General features: G+C 60.3%; 23 protein-coding genes. 17 read left to right on the forward strand and 6 right to left on the reverse strand.

Annotation, left to right across the window (positions count from 1 at the left end; genetic code table 11):
• Positions 1–8 precede the first annotated feature (8 nt).
• A complete protein-coding gene (locus AAE029_RS20640) occupies positions 9–1,592 on the reverse strand; it encodes a DHA2 family efflux MFS transporter permease subunit (RefSeq protein WP_371074754.1) in 1,584 nt (527 codons plus the stop codon).
• A gap of 23 nt (positions 1,593–1,615) precedes the next feature.
• Positions 1,616–2,809: an HlyD family secretion protein gene (locus tag AAE029_RS20645; protein WP_371074755.1), complete on the reverse strand. Its 1,194-nt coding sequence runs from the start codon at positions 2,807–2,809 to the stop codon at positions 1,616–1,618.
• Between the two features lie 133 nt (positions 2,810–2,942).
• Here AAE029_RS20645 and AAE029_RS20650 point away from each other — a divergent pair, with 133 nt between their 5' ends.
• The 4 genes from AAE029_RS20650 (at position 2,943) to AAE029_RS20665 (ending at position 5,609) form a co-directional block, all read left to right on the forward strand.
• A complete protein-coding gene (locus AAE029_RS20650) occupies positions 2,943–3,590 on the forward strand; it encodes a TetR/AcrR family transcriptional regulator (RefSeq protein WP_371074756.1) in 648 nt (215 codons plus the stop codon).
• A 210-nt stretch (positions 3,591–3,800) separates the two neighbouring features.
• Positions 3,801–3,989: a DUF1127 domain-containing protein gene (locus tag AAE029_RS20655; protein WP_371074757.1), complete on the forward strand. Its 189-nt coding sequence runs from the start codon at positions 3,801–3,803 to the stop codon at positions 3,987–3,989.
• Positions 3,990–4,321: 332 nt separating this feature from the next.
• Positions 4,322–5,086 carry a 2OG-Fe(II) oxygenase gene (locus AAE029_RS20660; RefSeq protein ID WP_371074758.1) on the forward strand — a complete coding sequence of 255 codons (765 nt, stop codon included), beginning with the start codon at positions 4,322–4,324 and terminating at the stop codon, positions 5,084–5,086.
• Positions 5,073–5,609 carry a methylated-DNA--[protein]-cysteine S-methyltransferase gene (locus tag AAE029_RS20665; protein ID WP_371074759.1) on the forward strand — a complete coding sequence of 179 codons (537 nt, stop codon included), beginning with the start codon at positions 5,073–5,075 and terminating at the stop codon, positions 5,607–5,609. The genes AAE029_RS20660 and AAE029_RS20665 overlap by 14 nt, the downstream gene beginning before the upstream one ends.
• A gap of 15 nt (positions 5,610–5,624) precedes the next feature.
• On the opposite strand, the gene AAE029_RS20670 is transcribed toward AAE029_RS20665, so the two are convergent.
• Positions 5,625–6,908, reverse strand: a complete 1,284-nt coding sequence (locus AAE029_RS20670) for a cystathionine gamma-synthase family protein (protein WP_371074760.1) — start codon at positions 6,906–6,908, stop codon at positions 5,625–5,627.
• A 378-nt stretch (positions 6,909–7,286) separates the two neighbouring features.
• Here AAE029_RS20670 and AAE029_RS20675 point away from each other — a divergent pair, with 378 nt between their 5' ends.
• The 13 genes from AAE029_RS20675 to dhaK all read left to right on the forward strand — a co-directional run bounded on the left by AAE029_RS20675 (position 7,287) and on the right by dhaK (position 19,131).
• The gene (locus AAE029_RS20675) at positions 7,287–8,612 is read left to right on the forward strand and encodes an ABC transporter substrate-binding protein (RefSeq protein ID WP_371074761.1); all 1,326 of its coding nucleotides are present in this window, start codon (positions 7,287–7,289) and stop codon (positions 8,610–8,612) included.
• Positions 8,613–8,702: 90 nt separating this feature from the next.
• On the forward strand, positions 8,703–9,671 hold the full coding sequence (locus AAE029_RS20680; RefSeq protein WP_371074762.1) for a carbohydrate ABC transporter permease: 969 nt from the start codon (positions 8,703–8,705) through the stop codon (positions 9,669–9,671).
• A complete protein-coding gene (locus tag AAE029_RS20685; RefSeq protein WP_371074763.1) occupies positions 9,668–10,621 on the forward strand; it encodes a carbohydrate ABC transporter permease in 954 nt (317 codons plus the stop codon). The genes AAE029_RS20680 and AAE029_RS20685 overlap by 4 nt, the downstream gene beginning before the upstream one ends.
• Positions 10,618–10,830 (forward strand): hypothetical protein, encoded by a 213-nt coding sequence (locus AAE029_RS20690; RefSeq protein WP_371074764.1) that lies wholly within the window; start codon positions 10,618–10,620, stop codon positions 10,828–10,830. Before AAE029_RS20685 ends, AAE029_RS20690 begins: the two co-directional genes overlap by 4 nt.
• A gap of 5 nt (positions 10,831–10,835) precedes the next feature.
• The gene (locus tag AAE029_RS20695; RefSeq protein ID WP_371074765.1) at positions 10,836–11,933 is read left to right on the forward strand and encodes an ABC transporter ATP-binding protein; all 1,098 of its coding nucleotides are present in this window, start codon (positions 10,836–10,838) and stop codon (positions 11,931–11,933) included.
• The gene (locus AAE029_RS20700; RefSeq protein WP_371074766.1) at positions 11,926–12,933 is read left to right on the forward strand and encodes an ABC transporter ATP-binding protein; all 1,008 of its coding nucleotides are present in this window, start codon (positions 11,926–11,928) and stop codon (positions 12,931–12,933) included. The genes AAE029_RS20695 and AAE029_RS20700 overlap by 8 nt, the downstream gene beginning before the upstream one ends.
• A gap of 60 nt (positions 12,934–12,993) precedes the next feature.
• Positions 12,994–14,637, forward strand: a complete 1,644-nt coding sequence (locus tag AAE029_RS20705) for a dihydroxyacetone kinase subunit DhaK (RefSeq protein ID WP_371074767.1) — start codon at positions 12,994–12,996, stop codon at positions 14,635–14,637.
• 29 nt (positions 14,638–14,666) lie between these two features.
• Entirely contained in the window at positions 14,667–15,284 is a 618-nt protein-coding gene (dhaL, locus tag AAE029_RS20710) for a dihydroxyacetone kinase subunit DhaL (protein WP_371074768.1), read from the forward strand.
• Complete coding sequence (dhaM, locus tag AAE029_RS20715) at positions 15,281–15,679, forward strand: dihydroxyacetone kinase phosphoryl donor subunit DhaM (RefSeq protein ID WP_371074769.1); 399 nt, start codon at positions 15,281–15,283, stop codon at positions 15,677–15,679. The genes dhaL and dhaM overlap by 4 nt, the downstream gene beginning before the upstream one ends.
• Positions 15,679–16,017 (forward strand): HPr family phosphocarrier protein, encoded by a 339-nt coding sequence (locus AAE029_RS20720; protein ID WP_371074770.1) that lies wholly within the window; start codon positions 15,679–15,681, stop codon positions 16,015–16,017. Before dhaM ends, AAE029_RS20720 begins: the two co-directional genes overlap by 1 nt.
• The gene (locus tag AAE029_RS20725) at positions 16,001–17,611 is read left to right on the forward strand and encodes a phosphoenolpyruvate--protein phosphotransferase (protein WP_371074771.1); all 1,611 of its coding nucleotides are present in this window, start codon (positions 16,001–16,003) and stop codon (positions 17,609–17,611) included. The genes AAE029_RS20720 and AAE029_RS20725 overlap by 17 nt, the downstream gene beginning before the upstream one ends.
• A 1-nt stretch (position 17,612) precedes the next feature.
• A complete protein-coding gene (locus tag AAE029_RS20730; RefSeq protein ID WP_371074772.1) occupies positions 17,613–18,023 on the forward strand; it encodes a hypothetical protein in 411 nt (136 codons plus the stop codon).
• A 112-nt stretch (positions 18,024–18,135) separates the two neighbouring features.
• Positions 18,136–19,131, forward strand: coding sequence for a dihydroxyacetone kinase subunit DhaK (dhaK, locus tag AAE029_RS20735; RefSeq protein ID WP_371074773.1), 996 nt, complete (start codon positions 18,136–18,138; stop codon positions 19,129–19,131).
• A 21-nt stretch (positions 19,132–19,152) separates the two neighbouring features.
• Here dhaK and AAE029_RS20740 read toward each other — a convergent pair whose 3' ends face one another.
• The 3 genes from AAE029_RS20740 to AAE029_RS20750 are packed head-to-tail and all read right to left on the reverse strand — an operon-like array spanning position 19,153 to position 21,957.
• Positions 19,153–20,160 (reverse strand): ScyD/ScyE family protein, encoded by a 1,008-nt coding sequence (locus AAE029_RS20740; RefSeq protein WP_371074774.1) that lies wholly within the window; start codon positions 20,158–20,160, stop codon positions 19,153–19,155.
• Positions 20,139–20,879: a formylglycine-generating enzyme family protein gene (locus AAE029_RS20745; RefSeq protein ID WP_371074794.1), complete on the reverse strand. Its 741-nt coding sequence runs from the start codon at positions 20,877–20,879 to the stop codon at positions 20,139–20,141. The genes AAE029_RS20740 and AAE029_RS20745 overlap by 22 nt, the downstream gene beginning before the upstream one ends.
• A gap of 16 nt (positions 20,880–20,895) precedes the next feature.
• Positions 20,896–21,957 (reverse strand): ABC transporter ATP-binding protein, encoded by a 1,062-nt coding sequence (locus tag AAE029_RS20750; RefSeq protein WP_371074775.1) that lies wholly within the window; start codon positions 21,955–21,957, stop codon positions 20,896–20,898.
• Between the last annotated feature and the right edge of the window lie 3 nt (positions 21,958–21,960).

Consider the following 21,960-nt stretch of genomic DNA (forward strand, 5'->3'; position numbering starts at 1 on the left):
TTGCCGTCTCAATGGGCTCCCGCGCCGCCTCCTGAGCGCGGCTTCTGAGTAAAGAGCAGCGCGACCGCAGCCACAGCAAGCACGACACCGATGACGGCGAAAGTGTCGCTGAAGCCCATGATCAGAGCCTGCCGTCTGACGATATTGCCGAGTGCAATCACGGCCTGGTGGGCCGCGGCGGCATGATCCGAGACGCCATGCGACAGGAAATAGCCGGTCATCTGGTCGAGGCGCTGGCGAACTTCATCCCTGGTCAGGGTGACGGACTGACCGATAATGTTCGAATGGAACTGCTCACGCTTTGTCAAAATCGTACCAAGCGTCGCCGTGCCGACTGCGCCTCCGAGATTGCGCAGCATGTTCGTCAGGCCTGAAGCGGCCGCGGCATCGGCCGGAGCAATGCCGGCGGTGGTGATAGCCGTGATCGGCGTCAGAACGAGTGCCTGGCCAACGGCACGGACAATGTTGGGGATCCAGAATTGATCGCCGGCATTATTGGCCGAGAGCGTGATATTCATGAAGCAGCTGATCGCGAATATCGAGATGCCAAGGAAGCCGATATAGCGAGCGTCGAAACGCTTCATCAGCATCGGCACCAGTGGAATTATCAAAAGCTGCGGCAGGCCGGTCCAGGCGAGCACATTGCCGATCTGCTCGGCATTGTAGCGCTGAACCTGACCGAGATATTGCGGCAGGATGTAAACCGTGCCGAAGAGCGCGACGCCGACCAGCACATTAACCGCGACACCAATGCCGAAATTGCGCTGGGTCAGCAGGCGCAGCTTGACCAGCGGCTTCTTCACCGTCAGCTCGATCCAGATGAACGCGACAAGGAAAACAAAGGCGACGATGCTGAGCTTGACGATGAAGGGCGAGGAGAACCAGTCGTCCTTGTTGCCTTCCTCAAGAACCGTCTGCAGCGCAGAGAGACCAATCGTCATCGTGACGATGCCGGCCCAGTCCCCTTCCCTCAGGAGATGAAGCTGCATCGGCTGCTTTTCGAGCGTCAGGGCAAGCGCAACGGCCATGACCGCGCTCGGGAGGGCATTGATGAAGAAGATCGTCTGCCAGCCGTAATTTTCCGTCAGGTAGCCGCCAATGGTCGGGCCGATCGCCGGAGCAAAGGTGACGGAGAGAGCGAAGATCGCCAGACCGAGCGGCTGTTGCGGTTTCGGCAGCTTGGTCAGAACCATGGTAAAGGCCATGGGAATCAGCACGCCGCCGGCGAAGCCCTGCAGGCCGCGCAGTACGATCATCGTGCCGAGGTCATGGGCAAAAGCACAGGCGATCGAGAAGAGCGGGAACAGGACGGAGTTCACAAGGATATAGCGGCGAAACGAAAATACGCTGCTGAAATAGGCGGTCAGCGGGATAACGACGATCTCGCCGATCAGGTATGAAGTCGAGATCCAGGCGCCGTTATCGACGCCCGTGCCGATGCCGCCTTCGATATCGAGGAGCGAGGCATTGGTGATCTGGATGTTGAGGATCGCCATGAATGCGCCGATCATACCGGCGAGAACGGCAATCCAATCCCTGGTGTTGGCGTTCGGCTGCGGAACAACCGCAGCCGTCGATGCGATACTGGACATGGCTCAATCTCCTGCTCCCGCGTTCAATGCCGGTCTGCATCGCTTCTTGTATCGATGCTCGGCTGAACGGACATGCCGGGACGCAAATCGCCCGTAGCGGCAGCATCGCCGTCGAGAGTGATCTTGACCGGAATGCGCTGAACGACCTTGGTGAAGTTGCCCGTGGCGTTATCCGGCGGCAGCAGCGCGAATTCCTGGCCGCTTGCCGGTGCAAGGCTGTCGACATGGCCGTGATAAACACGACCCGGGAACGTATCGACCTCAATATCGACCGGCTGACCGGCATGGACGTCGGTGAGCTGCGTTTCCTTATAATTGGCGACGATATAGGCGGCTGTTGTCGGTACGATCGACATCAGCTGTGTACCCGCCTGCACATATTGACCGACGCGCAGCGTACGGTTGCCGACAATGCCGTCTACGGGCGCCATGATGGTCGTATAGGAAAGATTGAGCTCGGCCTGGCGCTGGACGGCCTGATCATGGGCGAGCGTCGCCTTCGCCTGGGAAAGTTCCGCCTTCAGAAGATCGACCTGCTTGACCGCGGCATCGAGCGCGGCGCCGTCGCGGATCACCGTGGCCTGAGCGGCGGCAATCTGCGATGCGGCGAGCTGCGCCGTCTGGACGGGTGCGTAGCCGTTAGTGGCAAGGTTGGAATAGCGTTTGTTGTTCTGCTCGGCGAAAGTCTCGTTGGCACGATCGACATCGACAGTGGCGCGAGCCGCGGCGATCGTCGATTGCTGGATGTCGAGGGATGCCTGCTTGGCTGCAACTGTCGCTTCGGCAGCCGAGACATCGGCCCTGGCCTGATCGAGCGCAGCCCTGAAATCGCGGTCGTCGATGCGCGCAAGCGGCTGCCCCGCCTTCACGCTTTCATTGTCGCCGACGAGGACTTCCGCGATGTAGCCGGAAATCTTCGGCGCGATCGTGCTGTTGTCGGCCTGCACATAGGCGTCATCCGTGGAAACAAAGAACCGGCCGACGGTCCAGTACTGATGGCCGTAATAGGCACCAGCGGCGATCAGTGCGATGGTGGCCGCCCCCATGAGCAGGGAACGGCCACGCCTGCGGGCCGGCTTTCCTTCGATTGAGGCAGGTTGGGCCGGCTCCGCGACACGGGCCGGCGCCCCGGCGTCCATCGTCGGACCAGGCTGGGTTTCGGCGACTGTTTCGGAAACGGGAGCATTGCTGTTCGAGGCATGCAGCGTCTTGGTCATTGGCTTTTTCCTGGTCGGTCGCTGTCGCAAAGGGCTGCGGCCTCTGGCTCGGGTGAATTCCTATTTAGGAAACTTGTTATTTTCCAAAATATGCTCTATAAAGGAGATGTCAACAGGAATTTGGAAACTCAACATGTTCCAAAATCAAAAAATCGAGAAGAGACCGCGAGGTCGGCCTCAGGTCCGCTGCGACGACGATACGAAGGGCGTAATCATTGAGGCCGCGAGCAAGCAGTTCCATGAGAATGGATATGCGGCGGCGAGTATCAGCGCGATTGCCCAGGAAGCCGGGGTTTCGACCAAAACCCTTTACCGGCTTTTCCCGACAAAGGCGGACCTCTTCACGAGCATGGTCTCCAAAAGCATTGACGGCTTTGTTCTGGCGCTCGATCCGGGAACGCTGGCCGTGGCGGATCTGAGGGAAGGTCTGGAAAGGATGCTGACGACCTACGGCATCCTGACGCTGTCGGAAGACACCATGACGGTCTTGCGTCTCGTGGTCAGCGAATCCGACAGGTTTCCGGAGATCGCGACCTCCTTCTACCAAAAGGCGATCATCAGGACGAATGAGCTTATGGAGGACTGGCTTCGCAAGCAGATGGATCGGGGACTGATCGCGCTTGAGGACCCGCATGCCGCATGTGGCATGTTGCGTGGCATGATGATCATGGAGCCGCAGCGCGCCGCGATGCTGCGCCAGCAGCCAAGGCTGCACATCGAAGAGATCGCGGCGCGCGCTCGAATGTGCGCCGATCTGTTTCTCAAGGGTTGTGCGCTCTGAAGCATCGCTCGGGCTTCAGAGCGCCGAAATCCATTTCCTTCCGAGCGAGCCACAACCCCCGGCTGTGAAAACCGGGTTTCAGACGCAATCCGTCTTTCCCGAAATGAAATAAGGTTGTAACCGCGCCGCCCGATTGTGCAGCCTCCAGCGCTTTGGGGGCGTAGTCCCCGTAGCCGCGGAGCTGTAAAATTTCATCGAAGGAAGGAAGTCATGAAGTCCTCACCCTGGCTACTCCGGAATATCACCCGCAGCTTTGGCCGCATCAAGCGCGCCCGTCGCGCACGAAGCGGCGCCAGTGCATTGATCGCCTTTGACGATCGCATGTTGAGCGATCTCGGGATAGGTCGCGGAGATGCCGAGTATATTGCCCGGCATGGCAGGATCCTGCCCCACAGATAGTCCGACGATCGAATTGGCCATTTGCCTGGCGGCGGGTTTCCGCCCTTTGAACAGCAGCGTCGATCCACAATGGATGGCAGTTGCGACGCTTTCGAAGTCTCCGTCTTGACCTCAAGCGAGGCCAGACGTCCGGCGGAGCCCCTCGTCCGCCGTTCTTTCCGGGAAACACGCTCCCGTTTACGCTCCATCCCTTTGCAGAGGAATAGCGTCCCTGATCAAAGTTCGCATGGTTGGCCACCAGATTACGAAATCGGGTGGCTCTCGCATCCAGCTTGCGCGACGATGGCGACTGTAGCTGAATACGAGCGACCTCATTGAGAAGGAGGCACCAGATGAACGCCCTGACAAAGTCTATTCCAACAGGGACCATTCCAGCCGAGCCAATCGTCCGATCGGCCGAAACGCGCGTCGGCAAGTACGACTGGACGATACTCGGATCCGAGCTCGACAACTACGGCTGTGCTGTCATCGAGAAGCTTCTCACAGCTGAAGAGTGTCGGAAAATTGCCGCGCTCTACGCCCATGAGGAACACTTCCGCAGCCATATCCACATGGCGCGACATGGGTTCGGCAAGGGCGAGTACCGGTATTTCAAATACCCCCTGCCCGATCTCATAGGCGGCCTGCGCACGGCCCTCTATCCGCACCTTGCCATTGTTGCAAATCGCTGGAACGAAAGGATGGGTGTCGATCAAAGCTATCCCGAAACCCATGCCCAGTTCCTGAAGCTGTGTCACGATGCCGGCCAAGTGCGTCCGACACCACTGCTGCTGCAATACGTGCCAGGCGATTTCAACTGCCTGCACCAGGATCTCTACGGCGACCTCGCCTTTCCGATACAGGTGGCAATCCTGCTCTCCGAACCGGGCGAGGATTTCACCGGAGGCGAATTCGTCTTGACGGAACAGCGCCCGCGCATGCAAAGCCGTGTCGAGGTGGTCCCGCTTCGGCGTGGCGATGCCGTTGCTTTCGCCGTTCACAATCGCCCTGTCCAGGGCGCCAAGGGCAATTATCGCGTCAATCTGCGCCATGGCGTCAGCCGGCTGCGCACCGGTCAACGCCACACCGTCGGAATCATATTCCATGACGCAAAGTAAAAGCCTGCCTCTCGTCCTTTCGGTCGAGGCCGTCGAGACTCCTCTCGGCCGCCTTCTCCTGGCCGTAGACGGTGACGGCGCCCTATGCGCGGCCGACTTCGCGGATCACGAGGACAGACTGATCCGCCTGCTGGAACGCAGGTTCGCCAGCTTCGTCCCGATACTTTCGCAAGGCCGTGTTCCGACCGAGATCACACAGGCTTTGGCGGCCTATTTCACAGGCGACATCGGCGCTATCCGGTCAATCGGGCTTCGAACCGGTGGCACCTTGTTCCAGCAGACGATGTGGAGCGCCTTGCGCGCCATAGAACCTGGCAAACCCATGACCTATTCCGCGCTCGCCGCCAGCCTCGGCAGGCCGAACGCAGCACGCGCCGTCGGCCACGCCAATGGCACCAATCCCTTTAACATCATCGTCCCATGCCACCGTCTCGTCGGCGCAAATGGGGATCTCACCGGCTATAGCGGCGGAATCGAGCGCAAGCGCTGGCTGCTCGATCACGAGGCAAAGCATGCCGCATGATCGAGAGCTATCGTTTCACGCGGCGTCGAGCGCCACCGTCAGATCAGCAATGAGATCGTCCGGATGCTCGATGCCGATCGACAGGCGGATTGTCGACTCGAGAACGCCAATTCTTTGCCGCACGTCCATGGGCACTCCGGAATGAGTCATGGTCGCCGGATGGCTTGCGAGTGACTCGGTCCCGCCGAGACTGACCGCCAGCTTGATGATTTGAAGCGCGTTCAGAAACTTGAAGGACGCCGGCTGACCGCCTGAAATATCGAAAGAAAACGTCGATCCAGCGCCTGAACACTGCGCCGCGTACACCCGGCCTGTCGGCGATTCCAGGTCGTTGAAGGGCAGATAATGAATCTTGTCGACCTTTGGATGGGTCCGCAGGAATTCGGCGACCGCGCGCGCATTGCTGTCGGCCTTCTCCATCCGGATGGAGAGCGTTTCCAGCGACCGGCCGAGCATCCAGCAGGAATGTGGATCGAGCTGCGTTCCGATGCCGCCGCGCAAGGCCTTCACCTGCTTTATGATCTCCTTGCGCCCCACCACAGCACCAGCGATCAGATCGGAATGACCGCCGACATATTTCGTCAGCGAATAGAGAGAGATGTCCGCACCATGCTCCAGGGGTCGCTGGAACATCGGTCCGAGAAGCGTGTTGTCGCAAACGACGATCGGCATATGCTCCTGCTTTTCGCCGATCGCATCGGCGATGCGGCGGATCATCGCCAGATCGACCAGGCTGTTGGTGGGATTGGCAGGCGTTTCAACGAGGATCACGGAAACGCGCCCCTTGGCCATAGCCTCCTCAGCGGCCTTGCCCACCGATGCCTCGCTGACGCCATCGGCGAAGCCGACAGCCGCGACGCCAAGATTGAGAAAGGTCTTCGCAAGCAGCGTTTCCGTACCGCCATAGAGCGGCTGCGAATGGAGAATCGCATCGCCCGGCCGCACGAAAGCGAGCAACGTCGTAGTAATGGCCGACATGCCGGAGGAAAATACGGCGCCGCTCTCAGTGCGCTCGTAAGCAGCAAGGCGATCTTCGACGATCTCGCTGTTCGGATGATTGAAGCGCGAATAGACGAGCCCGGCGCCCCTTCCGACGGGCGGTTCGCGCCGGCCCGCGACATAATCGAAGAAGTCACGGCCATCTTCGGCAGTATTGAAGACGAAGGTCGAGGTGAGGAAGACCGGAGGCTTCACCGCCCCCTCCGACAATTCCGGATCATAGCCATAATTGAGCATCAGGGTTTCGGGATGCAGTTGATGGTTCCCGATATGCGTCTTGGATGGATGGGGCGCAGTCATGCCATGTCTCCTCGTTCGACGGTGTGGTCTGTCGAATAAAGTTATACCAATCTCAAAATGCTTGCTTGCGAAATGAGTTCAGCACGATGCGGCAACATGGCACCGAGCCAGAGAACCTGTCTAAACCTGCCCCCTCTTCCTAAACAAAGCAGAAGCAGTCAACGAAAGCCTTGACCAATGCGCATAGCCTCATCTGCCGTGTTCGTCGGACGGCTGGAGCGTTTGCATTGCAGCAACGATTGCTACTTGAGTTGTTTATTATTTTTGTTATTACTAAACACAATGCTAAACATGACGGAGTGAGGGTCATGCGGAGCATTAGGAGTGGGAGACTTTGCAAAGTCGGCCGGGGGCCGGCTCCTGTTCTGGGAGGAACACATGCAAACGAAATCAAAGATCCTATTGGGGATGGTCTCGGCGCTTGCGCTGTCGACGGCGGCACCTAGTTTCGCAAAAGCGGATGAACTGACCCTTTGCTGGGCCGCCTGGGATCCGGCGAATGCGCTTGTCGAATTGTCAAAGGATTTTACGGCAAAGACCGGTACGCAAATGAAATTCGAGTTCGTTCCCTGGCCGAATTTCGCCGACCGCATGCTGAACGAACTGAACTCCGGCGGCAAGCTCTGTGACCTGCTGATCGGCGACAGCCAGTGGATCGGCGGCTCCGCCGAGAACGGCTACTACATCAAGCTCAACGATTTCTTCGACAAGGAAGGGATCAAGATGAGCGATTTCGCCGACGCGGCTGTCTATGCCTATTCGACCTGGCCAAAGGGAACGCCCAACTACTGGGCTCTTCCGGCGATGGGCGACGCCAATGCCTGGTTCTATCGCAAGGACTGGTTCGCCAAGCCCGAGCTGCAGGCGGAATTCAAGGAAAAATACGGGCGCGACCTTGCCCCGCCGACGACATGGCCGGAACTGATCGAAACCGCGAAATTCTTCCAGGGCAAGGAGATCGACGGCAAGAAGGTCTATGGCGCGGCAATCTTTACCGAGCGTGCGTCAGAAGGCATCACCATGGGCGCAACCCAGGCGCTCTACGCCAACGGCTTCAAATATGAAAAGACGCCCGGCAAATACGATATGGATGGTGCCGTGAATTCGCCCGGTGCAGTCCACGCGCTTGAGGAATACAAGGAACTCTACAAGTGCTGCACGCCTCCGGGCTACACCGATGCCTATATGGGGGAAACGCTGGACGCCTTCAAATCCGGCCAGGCGGCCATGGCCATGAACTGGTTCGCTTTCTTCCCGGGCCTTGCGAAGGACGAGAATGTCGGTGGTGACAGGATCGGGTTCTTCGTCAATCCGAAAGAGACCACGGCTGCCTCGACGCTCGGCGGCCAGGGCATCTCGGTCGTCGCCAACACCGACAACATGGAAGGCTCACTGGCCTACATCAAGTGGTTCGCCCAGCCGGAAGTGCAGAAGAAGTGGTGGGCGCTCGGCGGCTATGCGGTTCATAATGCCGTCCTGAACGATCCCAGCTTCAAGGACAGCCAGCCGTTCGCGGCCGACTTCCTGGTGGCGATGAACCAGGTGCAGGACTTCTGGCAGGAGCCCTCCTACGCCATACTGCTTCAGGCAATGCAGAAGCGGCTTCACGATTATGTCGTCGCCGACCAGGGCACAGCTCAGGAGGCGCTCGACGCCCTCGTGAAGGACTGGACTCAGATCTTCGAGGATGACGGTAAACTTTAAGAACCGCCTACGGGAACGGCAGCCCGGCGTGAGCCTGCGCGCGGGCTGCCCCAACAGTAACTCCGTTGCTCCTCGATTCAGGTGAAGCCTGTGACAGATACGAACTCCTCTTTAGTCGGAAAGGCGGTTGAGGCGGCAGCACGCGCCACGCCGCCGACCATTGCCACCAGGGTCCGCGGCATGTCGGATCGCACGATCGCCTGGTTGTTCATTGCGCCGGCGATCACGCTGCTGCTCGCCATCAATATCTTCCCTCTCCTCTGGGCGATCTATCTTTCCTTCACCGATTTTCGCGCAAACCGGCCGAATGCGGCAATCGAGCATATCGGCCTGCGCAACTATGAACGCGTGCTGACCGATGCCGATATCTGGCAGGCAATGCAGACGACGGCGCATTTCGTCTTCTGGACCATTCTGCTCCAGACGTTGATCGGCTTTTCCCTCGCCTATCTGATTGACCGGAAATTCAGGGGTTATGCCTTCTGGACGACGATCATCCTGATCCCGATGATGCTGTCGCCCGCCGTGGTCGGCAATTTCTGGCGCTTCCTCTATCAACCGCAGATCGGCCTCTTCAACTATATCGTCTCATTCTTCACCGGCATCCCGCCGTCCTCCTTCGAGATGCTGGGAACGGTGCCGCTTGCCCCCTGGGCGATCATCATCGTCGATACCTGGATGTGGACGCCCTATGTGATGCTGATCTGCCTGGCCGGCCTCCGGTCGATCCCGGACTACATCTACGAGGCGGCGGAAGTGGACCGGGCTTCGGCCTGGCGGCAATTCTGGTCGATCACCATTCCGATGGCCCTGCCCTTCATCATGCTGGCGGTACTGTTTCGCGGCATCGAGAACTTCAAGATGTTCGACATGGTGATGCTTCTGACCGGCGGCGGCCCCGGATCCACCACGGAGGTCGCCTCGATCACGCTCAAGCGCCAGGCTTTCGAGAGCTGGCTCACCGGACGCTCCTCCGCCTTTGCCATCATCCTCTTCGTCGCGGTGTTCGGCCTCGCCAACATCTACGTCAAAGCGCTGAACAAGGTGAAACAGAGATGAGCTCCGCAACCTCTGCCCATTCCGTCGTCGAGCCGAGCGCCACGTCCAAGCGCGTCGCCGGCGCGATCGTCATCCTCTATGCGCTGGTGACGATGATCCCACTCGGCTGGATCTTTCTCACGAGTTTCAAATCGCCGCCGGACTCGATCAGCTATCCGCCGAAGATCGTGTTTTCCCCGACGCTCGAGGGCTATTGCAACCTCTTCACGACGCGCACGCGGCAGACGCCTGACTACATCGCGGCACTCGGGCCGCCGGCGAGCACCTGCGACGAGATCACCCGAAAGCGCAACATGGTGATTGCAGGGCCTTCGAACTACTGGCCGCGCTTCCAGAATTCGCTGGTCATCGCCTTCGGCTCGACCTTCCTGGCCGTGCTGCTCGGAACCTTTGCGGCCTATGGCTTTTCCCGCTTCCGGGTGCCGCTTGCGGACGATCTGCTCTTCTTCATCCTTTCGACCCGCATGATGCCACCGATCGCCGTCGCCATTCCAATCTATCTCATGTACCGCCGACTCGGCCTGTCGGATACGGCGCTGGGCATGATCCTGCTTTATACCGCCGTCAATGTTTCGCTCGCCGTGTGGCTGCTCAAGGGCTTCATCGACGAGATCCCGCGGGAATACGAAGAGGCCGCGATGATCGACGGCTACACCCGCATGCAGGCTTTCTGGCGGGTCGTGCTGCCGCAGGCAACGACCGGGATCGCGGCAACCGCCATCTTCTGCCTGATCTTCGCCTGGAACGAATATGCTTTCGCAGTGCTGCTGACATCCGGCGCGGCACAGACCGCGCCGCCCTTCATCCCGACAATCATCGGCGAAGGCGGCCAGGACTGGCCGGCGGTCGCGGCGGGAACCACGATCTTCCTGATCCCGATCCTCGTCTTCACCATTCTTCTGCGCAAGCAGTTGCTGCGCGGCATCACCTTCGGAGCTGTGCGCAAATGACGAACCTTCTCGACACACCCCGCCCTGCCCGCCCGAAACGACCGTTCTTCCTCCGGCGCGGCCCGATGGAGAATATCGCGACCCTTGTCATCGCACTGGGCTTCCTGATGCTCTTCCAGCCCTTTCTGCTGGTGCTCTACACCTATTCGCTGGCGACACTGCTTGCCGGAACGGTGATGTTCATCATCGTCTCGAAGTTTCCGGAGTAAGGCCCATGGCGGAAATCAGGATCGAAAATCTGCGTAAACAGTTCGGAGACTTCGTCGCGGTGGAGGATTCGAGCTTCGTCACCCATAGCGGTGAATTCCTCGCTCTGCTTGGTCCATCCGGCTGCGGCAAGACAACGACGCTTCGCATGATCGCCGGATTGGAACTGCCGACAAGCGGCAAGATCTATCTCGATGGCGAGGATGTGACCTTCAACCGCGCCAGCGCCCGCGACATCGCTTTCGTGTTCCAGCTCTTCGCGCTCTACCCGCATATGAACGCGCGCAGGAACATCGGATTCCCACTGCTGTCCCAGGGCGTTCCCAAGGCCGAAATCCGCAGACGGGTGGAGGAAACGGCCCGGCTGCTGCGGATCAGCCATATTCTCGACCGGTCCGTTTCGGGCCTTGCGGGCGGCGATCGCCAGCGCGTGGCACTCGGCCGCGCCATCGTGCGCCGTCCGAAATGCTTCCTGATGGACGAACCGCTTGGAACGCTCGACGCGGAATTTCGCGAGATCATGGTGCATGAGCTGCGCGAACTGCATAACCGCATCCATGCAACCACCGTCTACGTCACGCATGATCAGCACGAGGCGATGGCCATGGCGGACAAGATCGCGGTGATGAACCATGGCGTTATCGAGCAGTTCGGCACGCCGCAGGAAATCTATAGTCGCCCCGCAAGCATGTATGTCGCCGATTTCATCGGGTCTCCGCCGATGAATTTCATGCGCTTCACCGCCGGACTTCAAAAAGGCACACGCAGTGTTTCGCTCAATGGCGTCGACATCGGCATCCCGGAAGTGCATCAGGACATGGCGGAAGCAGAATTGGCGCTGGGCGTGCGGCCCGAACATATACGCTTTGCCGACGCCTCGCCGCTGCGTGGTGCAGTTTATGGTAGCGAGTATCTTGGCACGAATCAGGTCGTCGCGGTGGAAACGGCATCCGGTCTGATCAAGGCGCGTGTCCCGGCAAACCGAAACTTCCGGATCGGCGAAACCGTCGGCCTGGAATTCAATCCCAGCAAACTTGCCCTCTTCGACTGCAAGTCAGGCCGGGCGATTGCATCATCGCTCTATACGGAGGCGCAGCATGGCTGACGTCATTCTCAAGAGCCTCAACAAGCGGTTTGGCGACACAGATGCCGTCAGCGATCTCAATCTTGCCGTCCACGACGGCGAATTCGTCGTGCTGCTCGGTCCGACGGGGGCCGGCAAGACGACGACCCTGCGCCTTATCGCCGGGCTTGAGAGACCTGACAGCGGAGAGATAACCATCGGCGGACGCAACGTTTCCGGCGAGGCGCCGGCCGGGCGCGATGTCGCCTTCGTCTTTCAGCAATATTCGCTTTATCCGCATATGACCGTCTATGAGAACCTTGCCTTCCCGTTGAAGGCGCCGTCGCGCCGGCTGAGCGATGAGGAAATCAACCGGCGCGTTCGCGACGTCGCCAGGATGGTCCGGATCGATCACAAGCTGAAGAACCGTTCGACGAGTCTCTCGGGCGGCGAGATGCAGCGCGTCGCTATCGGCCGGGCTCTGGTACGCCGTCCGGCGATCTATCTGATGGACGAACCCTTGTCCTCGCTCGATGCCAAGCTCAGAGCAGAACTCCGCCTCGAACTGAAGCGCATCCAGAAGGAACTGGGATCCACGTTGCTCTATGTGACCCATGACCAGGTCGAGGCCATGACGATGGCGGATCGCATCGGCATCCTGGCGGAAGGAAAGCTGATGCAGATTGGCAGCCCGCGGGAGATTTACGGCAATCCCGCCAATCTCCACGTGGCGGCACGCCTTGGCCAGCCGCATATCAACCTCCTTCCAGCGGGGCTGCTCCCCGGGGGGACGCCTCCCGACGGCACGCAGACGATCGGCGCTCGGACCGAACATCTCGATATCGCTTTCGGCGCGGCAGCGAATGCCGAGATCGATTGGATCGAACATCTGGGAGACCAGAACCACCTGCATATCCGGGTCCGGGATCATAAGCTTGTCACACTTGCCGATCCCTATCTTACGATCAAACCGGGTGACAAAATCAGCCTGACGTTGAAGGATCCGCTCTATTTCGATGGAGAGGGGCGGCGATTGGGCTGATCCTCATGGGTGGAATCGGCTACTTTTAGGCAGAACACGGCAACAAACTGGGATCGAACGATGAAACATTTCTTCAACCGTCGGGAAACCATCGTCACCGAGGCGCTTGACGGCCTGTTGCAGACGAGCCGCGCGGGCGAGCTCGCACGACTGGACACATTCCCTGACATCAAGGTGATCCTGCGCGCCGACTGGGACAAATCGAAGGTCGCCGTGATTTCGGGCGGCGGCGCAGGCCACGAGCCGTCCCATGCGGGCTTCGTTGGCAGGGGCATGCTGACAGCCGCCGTTTCAGGCGAGATATTTGCATCACCGAGCGTCGACGCGGTCCTGACGGCGATCCGCGCGGTAACGGGCCCGATGGGCTGCCTGCTGATCGTCAAGAACTATACGGGCGACCGGCTGAATTTCGGTCTTGCCGCTGAAAAGGCGCGTGCCGAAGGCTTTGACGTGGAAATGGTCATCGTCGCTGACGACATCGCCATTCCGGACATTACCCAGCCGCGCGGCGTCGCCGGCACATTGTTCGTTCACAAGATCGCCGGCCATTTCGCCGAGGCGGGCGAAGATCTGAAAACGGTTGCCGCTCACGCCGCTTCAGCCGCGGCCGATATCGTGTCACTCGGCATGTCGCTCTCCTCCATCTCCATTCCGGGTCAGGTCCATCCGGAGCGTCTCGGTCCCGATGAGGGCGAGCTGGGCCTCGGCATTCACGGCGAGCCGGGTGTCGAACGTATCGCGCTTCGACAGGCCACCGAATTCGTCGCCATCATGACCGAACGCCTCGCCGCTGCAGTTTCGAGTTCCGGCGATCATGCGATTCTCATCAACAATCTCGGTGCCGTGCCGCCGCTGGAGATGAGCCTGATCGCCCATGCGGTCCTCGCCTCTCCGCTGGCGCCGCGCGTCAAGCTGATCATCGGTCCGGCGCCGATGATGACGGCACTCAACATGAATGGTTTTTCCCTTTCCCTGATCCGGCTGAACGCGGAGCGCGAGGCAGCATTGACGGCGGTGGTTGGCCCGCGCGCCTGGGTCCCGGCGATCGAACGCCACGAGATCGGCATAGTGGCCGGACCGAAGGTCCCAGTTGTTCCTGGCAATCTCTTCGCCGCCAGCGACGACCGCCGTGCCGGTTCACTTTTGCGCGCCATCTGCGAACGCATCATGTCGCTCGAAGGCGAACTCAATGCACTGGATGGGCGCGTGGGCGACGGCGACACCGGTTCGACGGCTGCGACCGGCGCCCGCAGCGTGCTTGCCCGGATAGACACGCTGCCGCTGAAAGAGCCGGCAGCCACGATGGCCGCGATCGGTGATATTCTCAGCACCAGCATGGGCGGTTCGAGTGGCGTGCTGCTCTCGATCTTCTTCACCGCGGCCGCAAAGGCCATGGCTGAAAAGGCGGATATAGCGACAGCTCTGCTTGCTGGCCTCGAGCGAATGACTTTCTACGGAGGAGCAAAAATCGGCGACCGCACGATGGTTGATGCGCTTGAGCCGGCCTTGCGCGCTTTCGCCGAGGACGGGCTGTCTGCGGCAGCTCTGGCGGCAAGAGCCGGTGCCGAGTCCACGAAGACCATGAAAAAGGCAAGGGCCGGTCGCGCCTCCTATCTCGGCGAGCGGGATCTGGACGGCGTCGCAGATCCGGGGGCCGTGGCGGTGGCCGCTGTATTCGAAGCCGTCGCAACAGGTCCTGCTTGAAGACAGTCCGCGCTGGCGGGAGGGGACGGATGGTGCATGCGGATCGGGCACTGATTGCCGGCTTGATCGAAGCATGCCGCGAAGTGATCGCGGCCAATGCCGATCATCTTTGCGAACTGGACAGCGCGATCGGCGATGGCGATCACGGAACCAACATGCGGCGTGGTTGCGAGGCCGTCAGCGCCGATGGCGCAAACCTGTCCAGCCTGCCGTTCCCCGACGCGATGGAAAAGATCGGCATGACCCTGGTCATGAACATCGGTGGCGCAGCGGGGCCGCTCTATGGCACGTTGCTGATGGAGATCGGCAGGGAACTTCGCGAGCGGGGTCAGGCAACGGATTTCGTCGCGGCATTGGAACGGGCGATCGCCGCCGTGGCCAGGCGCGGACGCGCCAAAGCCGGAGACAAGACCCTCCTCGACGTGCTCTACCCGGTGCATGCCGAACTCGTTAAACACGCAGCACTCAGCGACATTGCCAAGAAGGCAGAGCTATCTGCAAACCTGACGGCCGCCATGAAGGCCATGCGCGGGCGTGCCTCCTATCTTGGCGATCGCTCCATCGGCCACGTCGATCCGGGGGCGTCAAGTTGCGCACTACTGACCACGGCAATCTGCCGCTATATCGGGGAGTATCAGCCGGCATGAATGGAAAAGCTGCGAATGTGGGAATCGTGATCGTATCGCATTCGCCACTCGTGGCGAGAGGGATCGCCGATATGGTGCGCCAGATGGTGGGCGACTGTGTGCCGCTCGCCTGGTCCGGCGGCAACGCCGAAGGTGGCCTGGGAACAAATGCGGCCGGTATTTTGACGGCGATCGAGGCCGCCTGGTCCGATGCCGGCGTTGCGGTATTCGTCGATCTCGGCGGAGCGGAGACCAACAGCGAGATGGCGATCGAGATGCTGGGTAAGCCGCGCTCAGCTCTCGTATCCATCTGCAATGCTCCCCTGGTCGAAGGTGCGGTCGTTGCGGCCGCGGAAGCATCCGGAGGAGCCTCGCTTGCGAAGGTCGTCGCCACCGCCGAGGAACTGTCACCCTGATGGAAAGACAAGCAGGAACGCAGGAGCACGATCCCGTGTACGCCAAATGCCAGACGGAAATCGAAGTCACCCATGGGGTCGGGCTGCACGCCCGGCCTTCCGTGACATTCACGCGTCTGGCTAAGTCATTCCCCTGCTCGATCGAAATCGAAGTGAATGGCAATAATGTCTGGCTAAACGGCAAGAGCATCATCAAGATCATGGGGGCGAGAATTCGAAGAGGATCGATCCTCAGGATCCGGGCCGAGGGTGTCCGGGCGCAAGAGGCGATCATCGCCTTGGAGGAACTCGTCAGGCGTAATTTCGATGAGGAAAGGAAGCATGGCCGAAACGCATAGGGTGCAGGGAACGGGCGCTTCCCCCGGTGTCGCGCTTGGGCCTGCCCATCTGGCGGGTCAGATCGAGGAGCCATTCCTGCCACGGACGGATACGACGATCGAACATGAGAACCTCGCCGGAGCGATACAAACGTCCATCGATGAACTGGAAAGGCTCGCCGGGCGATCCGGTCCCGAAAGCGCCGCCATTCTCGATTTCCAGATCGAGCTCCTTCGCGATCCGGCGATCCTTGAGATGGCGGCGCGACGGATCAATGGCGGAGACAGTGCAGCCTTTGCCTGGGTGAGCACGCTCGATAGTAACATTCGCGATCTGGAAGAGGCCGATGACGAGCAGCTGCGCGCTCGCATCGTCGACATTGTCGACGCCAAGAATCGTGTGCTCAGCGCGCTGGTCGGAAAACCGCTCAGGGATTTTCCGGCGGGATCCATATTCGTGGGCAAGGAGATCGAACCGAGCAGGTTCCTCGCGCATGACTGGTCCCTCGGCGGAGGGATCGCGCTTTTCAACGGCAGTATAGCGAGCCATGTGGCCATGCTCGCCCGTGCAAAGTCGGTTCCGATGGTGGTTGCGGCCGGTCAATTCGCTGCCGCGAATGAGGACAGTATCCTTGTCGACGGCGATGCAGGCATGATCATGGTCGGGCCAGGCGACGAAGACGTCAGGCAAGCGCAGCTCTTGCAGAGCCAGCGGGCCAATGTCGCCGAAATACATCCGCAGCGTGGTGAGCTCCACACGGCCGATGGTGCAGCGATCCGGCTGTCGGTCAATCTCAACGATCCGGCCGAGACGGACGATATTGATCCAACCATGATCGATGGAGTGGGATTGATGCGTTCGGAGTTCGCCCTCTCGTCGCTGGTGGATGCGGCCAACGAGGAAAAGCAGTTCAGCATGTATCGCCGTGTTCTCGAATGGGCCGATGGAAAGCCGGTGACGATTAGAATGCTGGATCTCGGCGCCGACAAGCAGCTCCCCGGCATCGGCGGGTCGAGCCGTGATTCTTTCATGGGGCTGCGTGGCACCCGGTTGCTGCTTTCGCGGCCGGAAATGGCACGGGTTCAGGCGCGTGCGCTTCTGCGATCGGCTATGTATGGCAATCTCAATGTCATGCTGCCGATGGTGTCGGTCCCGTCCGAGGTCGAGGACATGGCGGAGATTTTCCAGGAGGAAGCCCGGCATCTTGTGCGGCGCGATGTTCCCTGCCGGATTTCACCGATCGGGATCATGGTGGAGGTACCCTCAGCCGCCCTGATGCTCGACACCTTCGAAGCGGCGGATTTCTTTTCCTTCGGAACAAATGATCTCGCACAGTATCTTGCAGCTGCCGCTCGCGACGATCCCGCCGTTGCTTCTCACTATGCGCAGGCTGGCCCCGCGGTGCTCCGCCTTCTCGAACGCGCCACCGATCTTGCCGCTGCCATGGGCAAACCGGTCAGCATCTGCGGAGATATGGCAGGTGATCCGCAATACCTTCCGGGACTGCTCGCTGCCGGTCTGCGGCATTTTTCTGTGGCTCCGGCGCAAATCGCTGCCGTAAGGTTGGCGGTATCCGCTTTGAAGGCCGACGGTACAACGGCGGCGGGAGACTAGAATGGCGCGCGAAATCACTGAAGACGCCATTATCGCCTACAAATCCATTTTGACACAGATCATCGACAATCGGCCCTCAGGCACACGGCAGCGGCTGGCGACGGCGCTCGGCAAACATCGCAGTTTCGTGACCCAGGTCACCAGTCCGGCATACTCGACCCCGCTGCCGGCTCGTCATCTCGCAACGATTTTCAGGGTGTGCCATTTCAGCCCGGTCGAGCAGGATCGATTTCTCGAAGCCTACCAGAGCGCTCACCCGGGAAAACTGCCCGATCTCGGTCATTCCGAAAAGCTGCGGCAACTCTCATTGATGGTTCCCGATCTCGGCGACGAGAGGAAGAACCGTCTTCTGGAGGAGGCCATCGCCGATTTGGTACAGAAGATAGTCGCAATTTCAGGGGATGCCGATTGAATGCTTGCGGTGCGGCCCGTTCTTCCGGCTTGAAGGACGGGAGCAACAAATTTGGCATGGCGCTTTACATTAAGCTTTGCTTGAATAACGTCTGCGCCTTGGGAGGGGCAGGATGAAGAAATTCATGAACACGGCCGAAACCATGGTCGCTGAAAGCCTTGAAGGCTTTGTGCGCGCCCATGAGCAGTTCGTCGTGTTTGGAGCGGACCGAAAGTGCATCCGACGTCGCGACATCAAGCCTGGCAAGGTCGCGATCATCTCCGGCGGCGGCGCGGGCCATGAGCCGATGCATGTCGGCTTTGTTGGCCATGGCATGTTGGACGCCGCGTGCGCGGGACATATCTTCACCTCCCCCACACCCGACCAGATCGTCAGCGCCATCGGGGAAACGGATACGGGCGCCGGCTGTCTGCTGGTCGTCAAGAACTACGACGGTGATGTCATGAACTTCGAGATGGCGGCGGAATTCGTGTCGGGCCGGCACAGGGTAGAGACAGTTATCGTCCGCGACGACATCGAGACGGAAGGCAGCGGACGAAGTCACGGCCGCCGTGGCGTATCCGGAACCCTGGTCGTCGAGAAGATCATCGGTGCGGCCGCTGAAGCCGGAATGGATCTCGGCGGCTTGAAACAGCTCGGCGATTGCCTGAGCCCACGAATCCGGACAATGGGCATAGCGCTGCGGGGCGTGACCGTTCCACAGACGCAACGTGCAACATTTTCGCTCGGCCCGGAAGAAATGGAAATGGGCGTCGGCATCCATGGTGAGCCAGGCCATTCGCGGGAAGCTTTTTCCAGCGCCGACGACATCATTGGTCGGTTATGCGATACCATCATCAGCGATCTCCCGCAGGAAGGACGGGAAAAGGCACTTCTGTTCGTCAACGGCCTCGGCGGCACACCGCCCGCCGAACTCTATCTGGCTTACAATGTCGCCAGCCGCATCTTCGAAAAATCCGGCGTCCGCGTGGTGCGCTCGCTGGTCGGCACCTATGTCACCTCACTCGACATGGCGGGACTGTCGGTAACGCTCGCGCTGCTTGATGACGACGAACTGCGACTTTGGGACCTTCCGGTTATGACCGCGGCTTTGCGCTGGGGATGCTGACCATGAGCTGGCGCCCAGTCGTCAGCGTGCAGATTCGCGTGTCACGAAATAAAGATTGCCGCCCATCTCGGAAACGACGAGCCGCCGTTCGTCCCAGACGAGGACGGAGACGGGTCGGGTCAGTCCGTCAAGGATGACCTCCCGATCGGGTGTCGCCCTATTGAGCTTTAGCAATCGCCCGCTCCCCTCCCGAAAGCCTTCCTTCGGGTCATAGGTGCCGTGTTCGAGGACAAGCATCCCGCCATCGCTGTCGAAGCCGATGCTTACCGGCGCATTGAGCCCTTCGACGTCGGCCCGCGGCTCTGTAGCATCGCCGGCCTCCGGAACCGAAACGATCTTTCCGGCACCATCCAGGAAGGGAAAGCCTCCAAACAACGCGATATGGAGACGCCCGTCGCGAAGGGCGATGCCGGTCGGTACCGCATCGACGTCATAGCTGTTGCCTTCCTTGAACTCCGTCGGCGAGAGGCTGCGCAGCGCCGTGGCCTCCTGCTCCATCCGGCGGAAGGTTATGAGGGTCACTTTCCGGCCGTTCGTTTCCAGCCGCTCGACGCTGTTTCGAGCGGAGTCGACGACGTAGTAGGTTCCGCCTGCCACGATAAGGTCGAACGGATTCCAGAAATCGCTGCTGATAACGCGAGTTCGACCGGCGGCGTCGATCGCAACGAGGGAGTGGTCAAACGGCCCCTCGGGGGAATTGACCGGCGTCCAACCCTGCGCGACGACAAGGACATCGCCGGCGCGGACCACACGATAGGGACCGGTCGGATCACCGATCACGTCGGGCCCATGGGGAAAGACCGGACCGAAGGCGACGAGCTTGCCGTCCTCGCCACGCCGGTAGAGCCGGCCGCTGGAAAGATCGCTGACAAGCAAGGTTTCACCATCGCGCGACAAGCCGGCGAAAGCGGCGCCCGGCATCTTGAAGGTCGTGAGCGTATAGCCGGGAGCAACCACGGGCTCGGCGCCGGCGCCAGTTGTCAGCAACAGAAGACCGGTGACGACAATCACGACCCAGTTCGAACGCATCGGAAACCACCATTGGCCGAGAAGCGGAAATCAGGATCGTAGGCAAGGCGATAGGTGGTCGTCAGATGTTCCCGATCGCTGTTCCAGGAGCCGCCCCGAAGCACGCGGTATAGCCCGACGCTCCTGGCAGCGGTTCCACCTGCATAAGGCGCGTAGAGATCGCGGGTCCATTCCCAGACGTTGCCGACAAGATTGAGGACGCCCTCCTTGCTTGCGCCATCGGGATAGGAATCCGCCGGCGACGTCACCGGATAGCCGTCGCTCGCGTCGGCGGAGCAGCAGGAAGTGGATCCCGAATTTGCCCGCGTCTTGTCCGGCGGCGCGTCGCCCCATGGAAATGCGCTGCCCTCCGTTCCGCGCGCAGCCCTCTCATACTGCTGCTCCGATGGCAGAACCAGGCCATAGAAACGACAGAAGGCATCGGCGTCTCCCCAGCTCACCCCAACCACCGGTCTGTCGTCCAGTCCCAGAACGGGATGGTTTGCATAAAACGCCTGACGGTGACCGCTGGCATCGATGAAGCGCTTATATTGCCGGTTCGTGATTTCGGTGCGATTGATCGCGAACGCCTGCCCCTCCAGCACCCGGCGCGGGCGTTCGTTTTCGGGGCCGTCATTGCTGCCAAAGGTGAATGAGCCGGCTGGAATTTGGATCAGCGGATTGCCGTCAATAGGACCGACGTCGGCTGCGGTGGCAGGCAATGCCGTCGCGATCACCATCACGGTCGCGCAGAAGTTAAAAGTCGACACGTCCCTGACTTTCTCCATCGAACAAGAATACACGATCCGTCGCAATCTTGATGCCGATCTGCTGATCGATCTGAGCGGCGAAATTCTTGTCGGCGCGCAAGGTCATGAGCTGGCCACCCAGTCGCAGACTGACAAGCGTATTCTCGCCGGTGAGTTCCACCGAATAGATCGGCGCAATCAGATTGACGTCGTCATTCCCAGCGCTGGCGACATGAACGTCCTCCGGACGGACGCCGAGAACGGCGCGGGAAATCTCTGCTCGCCCGAGCCCCCTTACCCTGAGACCGGCACTCGCGAATACGCCCTCCTTCACCTCCCCCGGGATCAGGTTCATCGGCGGCGAGCCAATAAATCCGGCAACAAAGAGCGTGCGCGGATTGTTGTAGATCTCCTTCGGCGTGCCAAGCTGCTCGATCACGCCGTTGTTCATCACTGCAACGCGGTGCGCCAGCGTCATGGCCTCGATCTGGTCATGGGTGACGTAGATCGTCGTGACCTGAAGCTCATGCTGTAGATGCTTCAGTTCAGCACGCATCTGGGTGCGAAGCTTGGCGTCGAGATTGGACAACGGCTCATCCATGAGAAAGACGCGAGGAGTGCGAACGATCGCGCGGGCGAGAGCGACACGCTGGCGCTGACCACCGGAAAGCTCCTTCGGCAGACGCGACAACAGAGAGTCCAGTTCCACGCGCCGTGCGACCTCGATTATTCGCCGCTTGTATTCGGCGGGTGGCACTTTGCGGATCTTTAGCGGGTATCCGATATTGTCCGCGACATTGAGGTGCGGATACAAGGCATAGGACTGGAACACCATCGCAACGTCGCGATACTTAGGCAGCACGCCGTTGATGCAGTCCGCATCGATGTAGATGTCGCCGGACGTTGCCTCCTCAAGCCCCGCGACCATGCGCATGGTGGTCGTCTTGCCGCAACCGGAGGGTCCGAGCAGGACGAGGAATTCCTTGTCGCGAACCTCCAGATTGAGGTTCATGACGGCCGTGAACCCACCGAATTTCTTGACGACATCCTTGAAAGTCACGGAGGCCATGCG

Origin of the sequence: Sinorhizobium sp. CB7 (assembly GCF_041357635.1) — a bacterium.
GTDB lineage: Bacteria > Pseudomonadota > Alphaproteobacteria > Rhizobiales > Rhizobiaceae > Rhizobium.